Below are 10,671 nucleotides of genomic sequence, written 5' to 3'. Positions count from 1 at the left end.
TGCAGCTCCTCGAGCAGCAGGGGGATTGCCTGCTCCACCTGCTCCGCTGTGATCGCCCCAAACTGGGGCAGGCCCCGGCCGGCCAGAAGGGGCGGGACAGCTGTTTGAAGCATGGCGGCTGGGGTGACTGCTCCCATTTCAGCCGATCTGGGCGGTGCTCTGCAGGGCGGTTGCCAGGAGGGCGGTGGCCTGGAGCCGCTCCGCCAGGCCGTTGGTGGTTGCTTCGTAGACGTCGATCGCCAGGCGCGGCCAGAAGCCGATGGCCAGGGTCGGCACCAGCAGGGTGAGGCCGATCAGCAGTTCCCTGGGGCGCATGTCGCCGATGGCTGCCAGGGCCGGAATCCGGGGCCCGAAGAAGACCCGCCGGCAGAGGCTGAGCAGATACACCGGGGTCAGCACCAGGCCGATGGCGGCCAGCACGATCGTGATCACGCGGAAGCCAATGGTGAAGCCGTCGTTGGCGGTGATGCCGAGAAACACGGTGATTTCACTGACAAAACCGCTCATGCCCGGCAGGGCCAAGGAGGCCAGGGAGCTGGCCAGAAAGAAGGCGAAGGTGATCGGCAGGGCCTTGGCCAGACCGCCCATGTTCGGGATTGAGAGGGTTTCGGTGCGCTCGTAGAACACCCCGGTGACAAAGAACATGGCCGCGGCGATCAGGCCGTGGCTGATCATCTGCAACATGGCGCCACTGATGCCGAGGGCATCGATCGCCCCGATGCCAAGCAGCACGAAGCCCATGTGGCTCACCGAGCTGCAGGCGATTCGCCGTTTGACGTTGTCTTGGGCAAAGGCATTTAGGGACCCGTAGACGATGTTGACGATCCCCAGCACCACCAAAGCTGGGGCCAGCTGCAGGTGGATCTCCGGCAACATCTGCACGTTGAAGCGCAGCAGGGCATAGCCGCCCATCTTCAGCAGCACCCCCGCAAGCAGCATCGACACCGGCGCATTGGCCTCACCGTGGGCATCGGGCAGCCAGGTGTGCAGGGGGAACATGGGCAGCTTGACGCCAAAGCCCACCAGGAAACCGAGATAGCAGAGCAGGCCGAAGCTGCCGCCGGGGGAGCGGGTTGAGAGCTCCGTGAGGTTGAAGCTGAAGCTGTCGCCGGAGAAGGCCAGGGCCAGGCCGCTGAGCAGGATCAGCAGGGAGGCAGTGGCGGTGTAGAGGATGAATTTGGTGGCGGCGTACTGGCGCTGCTTGCCCCCCCAGATGGCGATCAGCAGGTAGACCGGCACCAGTTCCAGCTCCCAGGCCAGGAAGAAGAGTAGGAAGTCTTGGGAGAGGAAAACGAGCCCCTGGGCCGAGGCCTGCACGAGCATCAAGGCGAAGTAGAGGCGGGTTTTGCTCTTGATGTTCCAGCTGGCGGCCACCGAAAGCAGGGTCACCAGCCCAGAAAGCAGCACCAGCGGCGCCGAGAGCCCATCGGCCGCCAGGGACCACTCCAGGCCGAGGGCCGGCACCCAGCTCACCCGTTCCACCAGCTGAAGATCGCTGACCGACCCGTCGAAGTGCTGGCTGAAGCACACCAGCATCAGTGCCAGGTCGACCCCCAGGGTGGCCAGGGCCAGGCTGCGGGGCCATTTTGGATCGCTGCCATCGCCTGGCAGCAGGGGCATCAACAGGGCCACCGCTGCGGGGAGCAGCACTATCAGGCTGAGCCAGGGAAAGCTGGCTTCGCTGGAGGCGGCGAGCAGGGCAAAGTTGGCGTCCATCACGGCCCGGTTGCAGGTCTGGGGGTACGTTCGGCAGGGCCGGGATCAGGCACCGCAAGTCTCGGGAGCAATGTATCAGCTGCCCAGGGGGCGCTAGGTAGATCTACCTAGGGCTTCCGCGGAGTAGGGCCTGTTCCTGGGCCAGGCTCGTCCGGGCTGGCCGGGCTCCGGTCGGGCAGGTTCTCCCAGCTGCTGCCCCGGTGCTGGATGGCCAGGGCGTGGGCGTGGGATTCAACCCCGGCCTGGTGCCAGGCCCGCACCATGGCCTGGCCAACGGCCTCGGCCACCGGCCTGGGGCAGAGGGCCAGCAGGCTGGGGCCCGCCCCGCTGATCACGCAGCCCCAGGCCCCCGCCGCGATGGCGGCTTCCCGTACGGCCCGGCCGCCGAGGATCAGGCCCCAGCGGTAGGGCTCGTGCAGTCGGTCGTGCATGCCATCGGTGATCAGGTCGCCGTTGCCCGTGCGCAGGCCCTGCAGCAGCAGGGTCAGGGCCCCCAGGTTGATCACCGCATCGCCCACGGGTATGGACTTGGGCATGGCTCGCCGGGCCTCACTGGTGGTGAGCCGGATGGCGGGGATGGCCACAACCGCCTGCACCTCGCTCGACCACTCGCAGCGCACCACCCGCCAGCGGTGGGAGGCGGCCTTGGCGGTCATGCAGAGCCCCCCCACCAGGGAGGGCACCACGTTGTCGGGGTGGCCTTCGATATCGATGGCCAGCTCCAGTAGCTTCTCGCGGCTGAGGGGCTCCCCCACCAGCGCATTGGCGCCGATCAGGCCAGCCACGATCGCGGTGGCGCTGCTGCCCAGCCCCCTGGCCGGCGGCACGGCCAGCCGCACCCTGGCCTCAAGGGCCACCGGCTCCTCGCCGGCTTCCTTCCACACCCGTTGGGCCGAGCGGTACACCAGGTTGTCGGGTCCGCCGCGCAGGTGGGCCCCCTCGCTGCCCTCAATGATCAGATCAAAGCGCTCGCTGCCGCCCTCTATGCAGCGCATCTGGAAGACATTGTCGAGTTCCAGGGCCGCGCCCAGGCAGTCAAACCCTGGCCCCACATTGGCGGTGGTGGCGGGTACATGAACCAGAACCCCTTGGCCTACCCGGGGGCGCGCCATGCGAACACTACGATTCGGCCCAGTGTCTCAGGCCACCAGCATGCGTGCTCGGCAGGCCGCGCTGAACTGGCCGATCTCCGGATCGATCACGGCCGTGATCGGCATCTGGGCCAGTACGGGAGCCAGCCGGCCCTTGGCCAGGAAGGCTGCTAAAAAGCCGGCAGAGCGGAGCTGATCGAGCAGTTTGGCGGCCGTTCCGCCAGCCAGCCAGATGCCACCGTGGCTGAGGCCAGCCAGGGCCAGATCGCCGCAGACGCTGCCGTAGCAGCTGATCCAGAGCCCAAGGGCTTCCGCCGCCAGGCGATCGCCCTGGCTGGCGGCTGCGGCGACCGCCGCGGGCAGGTCGCTGGGTTGGGGCAGGTGGCAGAGGGGGTGATCCCCGCTGGGATGGTGGCAGTGCAGCAGCCAGCGCGCCAGATCCCCCAGCCCCGTGCCGCTCACCACCCGCTCGATCGACACCCGCTCCAGCCCCAGTTCGCGGCCAAGCCATTGCTTGAGCTCCCATTCGGCCTGGCTGCGGGGGGCGAATTCCCCGTGGGCGGCCTCGCTGGCCATGGCCACCAGGCCGGCCGGGCTGGGCACCCCATAGGCCACCCCGAGGCCCGTGCCAGCCCCGAGCACCAGCAGGGGGGCCTGGTCCTGGGCAGTGCCGGCCCGGATCGGGGCCTGCTGGTGCGGGGCCAGATGGGCCAGGCCGTGGATCAGCACGGCGAAGTCATTCACCAGCTCCACCCGGGGGATGGCGGTTTCGATCTGCAGCCTGACCTCGTCGAGTTGCCAGCTGAGGTTCGTGAGCTGGGCCCGGCCCCCCGCCACCGGCCCCGCCACGGCCAGACAGGCGGCCGCCGGGGGCGGGGCTTCCCCGCCCAAAAAGGTGCGCACCATCGGCTCTAGGCCGCTCCAGTCGGCCGAGATGTAGCGCTCGCTGCGCTGGAGCTCCAGTTCCCCGGCCGGGCCTAGCCGGTAGAGGGCCAGCAGGGTCTTGGTGCCGCCGATATCGCCGGCCAGGATGGCGCTCATGGCTGCAGGCCAGCGGAGCGGGCCGCATTGGCCAGGCTGGCGGCTTCGATCAGCTTGGCCACCGCCATGGTGCCCAGATCCCCCTCGCGGCGGCTGCGCAGGCTGAGGCTTCCCCCTTCGGCTTCCGTGGTGCCGATCACCGCCAGCACCGGGATCTTCATTTGCTCGCCGTTGCGAATCAATTTGGCCAGGCGCTCGCCGGATTGGTCCAGCGTGGCCCGCACGCCGGCCCGCTTCAGCTGGCCCAGCACCTCCTCGGCATAGCCCCGCACCTCATCGGTCACCGGCAGCAGGCGGATCTGCTCGGGCGCGAGCCAGAAGGGGAAATCGCCGGCGTAGTTCTCGGTCATGATCCCGAAGAACCGCTCCAGCGAGCCGAAGATGGCCCGGTGAATCATGATCGGCTGCCGGCGCGATCCATCGGCAGCCACATACTCCAACTCGAAGCGCTCCGGCAGGTTGAAGTCGAGCTGGATCGTCGAGCACTGCCACATCCGACCGATGGCATCTTCTATCTTGAGGTCAATCTTGGGGCCGTAGAAGGCGCCGCCGCCCTCGTCGACCTTGTAGGCCCAGCCCTTGCGCTCCAGCGCCCCGATCAGGCCGTTGGTGGCGAGTTCCCACACGGCGTCCTCGCCGATCGATTTGGCCGGCCGGGTGGAGAGGTTGATCTCGTAGCTGCGGAAATCGAAGGTGGAAAGAATCTGTTCGGTGAGATCGAGAATGGCCACGATTTCAGCTGTGATCTGCTCCGGCAGGCAGAACACGTGGGCGTCGTCCTGGGTGAAGCCGCGCACCCGCATCAGGCCATGCATCACGCCGGGGCGCTCGTAGCGATACACCGTGCCCAGCTCGGCCCAGCGGATCGGCAGCTCCCGGTAGCTGCGCAGGGCTGAGGCATAGGTGAGCACGTGGAACGGGCAGTTCATCGGCTTGAGCTGGTATTGGCGCTCATCCACCTGCATCGGGCCAAACATGCTCTCGGCGTAGAAGTCGAGGTGGCCGGAGGTCTTCCAGAGGCTGATATCGGCCACGTGGGGGGTGTAGAGCAGCTCGTAGCCGGCATCGAAGTGGGCCTGGCGCCAGAAGTCTTCGATCAGCAGGCGCATGCGGGCGCCGCGGGGGTGCCAGAAGACCAGCCCGGCGCCGGCCTCATCCTCGATTGAAAACAGATTCAGATCGGTGCCCAGGCGCCGATGGTCGCGCCGTTTCGCCTCGGCTTTGCGGCGCTGGTGTTCGGCCAGCTGCTCGGGGGTTTCCCAGGCGGTGCCGTAGATGCGCTGCAGCTGGGCCTTGGTTTCATCGCCGCGCCAGTAGGCACCGGCCACGCTTTCGAGCTCGAAGGCCTTGGCGTTGAGCTCGCCGGTGTTGGCCACGTGGGGGCCGGCGCAGAGGTCCCACCACTGGTCCCCCAGGGTGTAGAGGCTGATCGGCTCTTTGATCCCCGCCAGGATCTCCAGCTTGTAGGGCTCGTTGATGGCCTGGATCCGCCGTTCGGCCTCAGCGCGGCTCACCTCTAGGCGCTCGAGCGGCAGTTTCCTATTGATGATCTTGACCATCTCCTTCTTGATCGCCTTGAGATCGGCCTCACTGAAGGGATCGGGGCTGTCGAAGTCGTAGTAGAAGCCGCTCTCGGTCCAGGGGCCGATGGTCACCTGGGCCTGGGGGAACAGCTTCTGCACCGCCATGGCCATCACGTGGCTCATCGAGTGGCGGATGCGCAGCAGCTGCTCACTTTCGCTGGTTTTGGGCAGGGTGATCGCTGCTGGTTCGGGGCTGCTGGTGGTCACGGGCACGAATCGCGCAGCTCAACAGGGCGATTTGGAATCCTACGCAGCGCTCCTAGGCTGGCCAGATGGGACCTGATTCACCATTCCCCTTTCCCCCCTCGGCCTCAGATGGGGAGCTGCTCGATCAGTTGCTGGCTTCCCTGATGGGCGACTTCAGCAGCTGGTTTGAGCGGGGCCTGGTGCTGCTTGACCATTGCCCCGAGGCGGTGATGCCGGCGGAGCAGCAGAGCTCCTTACGCGCCCGGATCGAGCTGGCCCGCAAGGAGCTCGGCGCCGCTACCAGCCTGCGCCAAGCTGCGCCGATCCCGATGGCCCTGGAGATGGAAACCCTCGCTCCCTGGCACCAGCTGGTGGTCAGCGTGTGGGATCTTTCCGCCTCATTGCGTCTCAGTGGCGTGTCCCTGCCGGATCCGCTCGATGACGAGGGGCCTGCACGCCCCGGGACTTAGCCATATGGGCAGCAGTCGACGGCTCCCGCCCCCGGAGCGCCGCAATCTGGCCCTGGCCTATGGCCTCTGGGCCCTCGGCCTGGTGGGGGTCTGCGGGGTGCACCGCCTCTACAACCGCAAGCCCCTCAGTGGCACCCTCTGGCTGCTGACCTTCGGTCTCTGCTTTGTGGGACAGCTGGTGGATCTGCTGTTGATGCCCGAGCTGGTCGACCAGGCCAATGCCAGCTGGTTGCCGCTCAAGCCCAGCCTCTCTGTGGAAAGGCAGTTGGTGCAACTGGCCCGCCGCAGTGGCGCGGCGGGCTTCAGCCTCAACGATGCCCTGTTGGAGCTGGAGCTCCCCGCCGGGGTCGAGAGCCCTGAGGTGCGCCAGGAAATTGAGCGGTTGCTCCACGCCCAGCTGCTCGATGTCGGCAATGACGAGCGGGGCAGGGTTGTGTACCGGGAACCGTGAGCGGCCGGCCGGCTCCGGCGGGTGCGCTCAGCTGGGGGGCAGGAATCCCAGGGCCCGGCGCACCCGCTCGAGGGTTGCCTCGGCCACCGCAGTGGCCCGGGCCTGGCCATCGCGCAGCACGGTTTCGACCGCTCCGGGCTGCTGGCGCCAGTGCAGGTAGCGCTCCTGCACGGGCCGCAGGGCCTCGACGGCCGCGTCGGCCAGCAGGGGCTTGAAGCTGCCCCAGCCCATGGAGCCGCATTCCACGGCCACCTGCTCCCGGCTCCTGCCGGTCAGCAGGGCGTAGAGACCTAGCAGATTGTCGGCTTCCGGCCGCTCCGGGTTGCCGAATTCCAGTCCCATGGTGGGGTCGGTTTTGGCGCGCTTGATCTTCTTGCTGATCAGTTCGGGCGGATCCAGCAGGTTGATCCGGGAGCCCTCATTGGGATCACTTTTGCTCATCTTGGCCGTGCCGTCGGTGAGACTCATCACCCGGGCACCCTGCTGGAGGATCAGGGGTTTGGGCACCTGGAGCAGGGGGATCGGCTCCCCCGCCCCATCCCTTGGCGCGAAGCGGGCGTTGATGCGTTGCTGGGCGATGTCGCGGGCGAGTTCGAGGTGTTGTTTCTGGTCCTCACCCACCGGCACCAGGTCGGCGTCGTAGAGAAGGATGTCAGCGGCCATCAGCACCGGGTAATCGAGCAGACCCACAGACACCTGGTCGCCCTGCTTGATCGCCTTTTCCTTGAACTGGATCATGCGCTCGAGCCAGTTGAGCGGCGTGACGCAGTTCAGCAGCCAGGCCAGTTCGCTGTGGGCGCTGACATGGCTCTGGACAAAAACCGTGGCGCGCTGGGGGTCGATGCCACAGGCCAGGTAGAGGGCGGCGGTGCGCAGGGTGTCCTCGGCGAGCCTGGCCGGCTCATGGGGCACGGTGATGGCATGGAGATCCACCACGCAGAAGTAGGTGTCGTGGCTCTCCTGCAGGGCGACCCAGTTGCGGATCGCCCCCAGCCAGTTGCCGAGGTGCAAGGCCCCGGTGGGCTGGACCCCGGAGAGAACCCTTGGCCGTGGCATCGGCCTCAGCCCTCGCTGGTTTCGGAGTCGGGCTCCTGGGGCTCTGGACTGCCTGGAATCTCCTCGGCCGGCAGGGCCCCATCTGTTTGCTCAGGACTGGGAGGCGCGGGCTTGCTGGGCCGGGCGAAGGGGTCGATGCGGGGCGCGCGCTCCTGGCGGTTGAGCCGGCCATCGCCGGCCCCGGAGCGCCTCTCCCCCTGGGGCCTTTCCCCTGGAGCCCGATCCCCTGGGGGCCGATCCCCCTGGGCCCGCTGCTGGGCGACCAGCCCTTCGAGCTGGCCCTCCTCGAGCAGTTGGGCAACGGTGCGAATCGCAAAGCCCAGGGCGGCCACGGTGGAGCGCAGGCCAAAACTCTCCTGGATGGCCTGGGCTGCCCGCATTTCGTTGTCGCTCAGACGGATCCGGAATCCGCCCGGCTCCCGGTTGCCCGCCGGTCTGTCGCCGCCGGAACGGCCACCCCGATCGGTGCGGGGTTGGCTAGGTGGGGTGTCATCGGCCATCGCCGCAGCCATTGCAATCAGGCGCAAGTGTGCCGCATCGGCTGGCCCAGGGGGGTGAGCCAATGGAGTTTATGGCCCCCTGCCTGGCCGGGCCGGGCCAGCACAATCAGGGGCAGGGCACGGCTGGCACCGGCTTCAAACTGATGCCGATAGGTGGCCAGCCACTGCAGATAGGCGGCCAGGGTCCAGCCGTGGTTGCCCCACTCCTGCTGGCTCCAGAAGTGCCGCAGGGCTTCTTGGCAGGCCGGTTGGCCGAATTCCTGCCAGCAGCGCAACTGGGCCGACCAGGCCGGCTGGCCGGCTGCGATCCAGCCCCGATAGCGCACCAGTTCAGGCGCCTCGCCACTGGCATCTGGCGGCAGAAGCGTCGCCAGTTGCTCCACGGGCACCCGCCGCAGCCGCAGCCAGCAGCGCTCCAACACGGCCACCGGCAGGCTGCCGCACCAGCTTGGTGCGGCCTCCAGTTCCGCGGCCCAGGCCTGGATCAGGCTGCGTTGCCGGCTTGTCAGACCGTCCAGCAGCTCAGCCATGGGTCCCCTTGAAGGTGATCGCAGCGCTGGCGTATTCCCGCGGTTCGAGGTGGATCGTGCAGCGCACCCGGCCGAATCTGGACTCCAGGTGTTCCTCCACTAGCTCGGTGATCCGATGGGCGGTGGGCAGGTCGTTGGCATCCACCACCATGTGCATGTCGATGAACACTTGTTGGCCCAGCACGCCCCGGCTGGCGATGTCGTGGCAGTTGAGCACCCCCGGCACGTCCATGGCCGCCTGGTGAATCGCCTCTGGGGCAATGGCGATCTGATCGACCAGCAGCGGCAGATTGGTGCGCAGCACCGTCCAACACACCCTCACCAGCAATAGGCAGAGGGGGATGGCCAGGGCCACATCCAGCCAGGGCAGCTTCAGCCACACCGCCCCGGAGAGCCCAACCAGCACCACGGCGGTGGTCCAGACGTCGCTGCTGGTGTGGGCTGCATCGGCCTTGAGCAGCTGGCTGCCCAGCCGCCTGCCCTCGGAGCGCTCGTAGCTGGCCAGCAGGATGTTGAAGCCCAGCACCATCAGCAGCAGCCATAACTCCTGGCCCTCGAGCCGCAGGGGTTGGAGCCCGGCACGCAGTCGATCGACGGCCGTCTGCAGGATTTCAAAGGCCGTGAACAGGATGAAGGCGGCGATCGCCAGGGCCCCGATGGCCTCGTATTTGTGGTGGCCGTAGGGGTGGTCCCGGTCCGGTTCGGGATCGGACAAGCCGTTGGTGAGCAGGCCCAGCAGGCTCGAAAACCCGTCGGTGGCGCTGTGCATGGCATCGGCCAGCACCGCCAGCGATCCGGTGAGCAGGCCCAGCACCAACTTCAGCACGGTCATGCTGATGTTGACGGCCAGGGCCACCAACAGCACCCGCTTCACCTGGAGGCGGTTGTCGTTCAGCCCCGGCGCCGGCAAGGCACGCCCCCAACTGAACATCAAGCTAGAAGGTATTGGCGCCGGCGCAGCGCCATAAGTTGAGCTAGAGATGCTTCAGCCCAGCCTGAGCCGTTGAGCCTGCGTCAGTCCATCCCGGCCCCCCTGCGGCCCTGGCTACCGGCCGCGGCAGCGGCCCTGGGGGGGTGGCTTGCCACCGATGCCCTGCTGCGGCTCAGCCACCTGCCCCTCTCCCCCGGCTTCAGCCTGGCGGTTCTGCTGGGGGGAGCCTGGTGGTTGCGCCGGCCCCGCCGGATTCCGCCAGCCCGGGCCACCGATGTGGCCGGCTGGCTGGAGCGGTTGGAGCAGCTGCAGGCCCAGTTCGGCCGGCTGGAGGAGGAGGCCTCCCCCCAGCGGGCCGAGCAACTGGCCGGGCTGCGCGCCGAGCTCGGTCGTGGCGGGCTGCTGCTGGCCCTGGTGGGCACCAGCCCCCCGCCAGCTGAGCTCCAGCCGGTGCTGGTGGAGGCGCTGCGGGGCCCCGAGCCCCTGCTGCTGCACTGGGCCCACCCCCTGCCGGCCTGGAGTGCCGCCTGGCGCTGGCCAGAGCTATTTGAGGCCTGCGATGGCCTGCTGCATCACCTGCGCACGCCCCTTTCGGCCGCCGACCTGCGCTGGCTGGAGGCCCTGCCTGCGGGCCAGCCCGCCTGGTTGCTGGTGCAAACCAGCCAGGCGGGGCCGGCCCTCGAGGCCCTGGCCCTGGAGGTGCGCTCCCAGCTGGGGCCAGGGCTTGCCCAGCAACTGCTGTTCTGGAACGGGGAGCCCCAGGCCCTGGCCGCCAGCCTTGCCCCCCTGGCCGCCCAGCTGGCCAGCGGGGCCCCAGGCCTGCGCCAGGCCCGCCAGCTGCGCCGGCTCGAGCAGCTGCACGCAAGCTGGCAGGGAGATCTCGAGCGCCTGCGACGTCAGCATTTCCTGCCCCTACAGCGCCGCACCCAGTGGCTGGTGGCCGCTGGTGTGGTGGCGGCCCCCCTGCCAAGCCTCGACCTGCTGGTGCTCGCCGTGGCCAATGGGCTGATGCTCAAGGAGATGGCCCGGCTTTGGGATTGCCCCTGGAACCTGGAGCAGCTCCAGGCCGCCGCCGCGGAGCTCGCCAGGGCCTCCCTGGCCCGGGGGGTGGTGGAG

At 68.3% G+C, this 10,671-nt stretch carries 11 protein-coding genes; 3 read left to right on the top strand and 8 right to left on the bottom strand.

Annotation, left to right across the window (positions count from 1 at the left end; translation table 11 throughout):
• Positions 1-138 precede the first annotated feature (138 nt).
• The 4 genes from KBZ15_RS10475 to thrS all read right to left on the bottom strand — a co-directional run bounded on the left by KBZ15_RS10475 (position 139) and on the right by thrS (position 5,554).
• Positions 139-1,716, bottom strand: coding sequence for an NAD(P)H-quinone oxidoreductase subunit 4 (locus KBZ15_RS10475; RefSeq protein WP_255015163.1), 1,578 nt, complete (start codon positions 1,714-1,716; stop codon positions 139-141).
• 107 nt (positions 1,717-1,823) lie between these two features.
• Complete coding sequence (thrB, locus tag KBZ15_RS10470; protein ID WP_255015162.1) at positions 1,824-2,828, bottom strand: homoserine kinase; 1,005 nt, start codon at positions 2,826-2,828, stop codon at positions 1,824-1,826.
• A gap of 27 nt (positions 2,829-2,855) precedes the next feature.
• Positions 2,856-3,848, bottom strand: a complete 993-nt coding sequence (locus KBZ15_RS10465) for a glucokinase (RefSeq protein ID WP_255015160.1) — start codon at positions 3,846-3,848, stop codon at positions 2,856-2,858.
• Entirely contained in the window at positions 3,845-5,554 is a 1,710-nt protein-coding gene (thrS, locus tag KBZ15_RS10460) for a threonine--tRNA ligase (protein WP_255015166.1), read from the bottom strand. The genes KBZ15_RS10465 and thrS overlap by 4 nt, the downstream gene beginning before the upstream one ends.
• 149 nt (positions 5,555-5,703) lie before the next feature.
• Between thrS and KBZ15_RS10455 the strand changes: the two genes are divergently transcribed.
• Both KBZ15_RS10455 and KBZ15_RS10450 read left to right on the top strand, forming a co-directional pair.
• Positions 5,704-6,087, top strand: a complete 384-nt coding sequence (locus KBZ15_RS10455; protein ID WP_255015159.1) for a DUF2605 domain-containing protein — start codon at positions 5,704-5,706, stop codon at positions 6,085-6,087.
• A 4-nt stretch (positions 6,088-6,091) separates the two neighbouring features.
• The gene (locus KBZ15_RS10450) at positions 6,092-6,538 is read left to right on the top strand and encodes a TM2 domain-containing protein (protein WP_197150605.1); all 447 of its coding nucleotides are present in this window, start codon (positions 6,092-6,094) and stop codon (positions 6,536-6,538) included.
• Between the two features lie 27 nt (positions 6,539-6,565).
• Here KBZ15_RS10450 and trpS read toward each other — a convergent pair whose 3' ends face one another.
• Genes trpS through KBZ15_RS10430 form a run of 4 tightly spaced genes read right to left on the bottom strand, consistent with a single transcriptional unit; the run spans position 6,566 to position 9,555 of the window.
• Complete coding sequence (gene trpS, locus KBZ15_RS10445) at positions 6,566-7,594, bottom strand: tryptophan--tRNA ligase (protein WP_255015158.1); 1,029 nt, start codon at positions 7,592-7,594, stop codon at positions 6,566-6,568.
• A gap of 5 nt (positions 7,595-7,599) precedes the next feature.
• Complete coding sequence (locus KBZ15_RS10440; RefSeq protein WP_255015157.1) at positions 7,600-8,094, bottom strand: hypothetical protein; 495 nt, start codon at positions 8,092-8,094, stop codon at positions 7,600-7,602.
• A gap of 17 nt (positions 8,095-8,111) precedes the next feature.
• Entirely contained in the window at positions 8,112-8,624 is a 513-nt protein-coding gene (locus tag KBZ15_RS10435; RefSeq protein ID WP_255015156.1) for a hypothetical protein, read from the bottom strand.
• The gene (locus KBZ15_RS10430) at positions 8,617-9,555 is read right to left on the bottom strand and encodes a cation diffusion facilitator family transporter (protein WP_255015155.1); all 939 of its coding nucleotides are present in this window, start codon (positions 9,553-9,555) and stop codon (positions 8,617-8,619) included. Before KBZ15_RS10430 ends, KBZ15_RS10435 begins: the two co-directional genes overlap by 8 nt.
• Positions 9,556-9,627: 72 nt before the next feature.
• On the opposite strand from KBZ15_RS10430, the gene KBZ15_RS18555 reads away from it, so the two are divergent.
• Positions 9,628-10,671 (top strand): DUF697 domain-containing protein (locus KBZ15_RS18555; RefSeq protein WP_315859873.1); only part of this gene is annotated, 1,044 nt, incomplete at its 3' end.

The organism is Cyanobium sp. BA20m-p-22, from assembly GCF_024346275.1.
Lineage (GTDB): Bacteria > Cyanobacteriota > Cyanobacteriia > PCC-6307 > Cyanobiaceae > Cyanobium_A.
The sequence above is the reverse complement of the archived record's forward strand: the minus strand, read 5'-3'. Positions and strand labels throughout refer to the sequence as shown.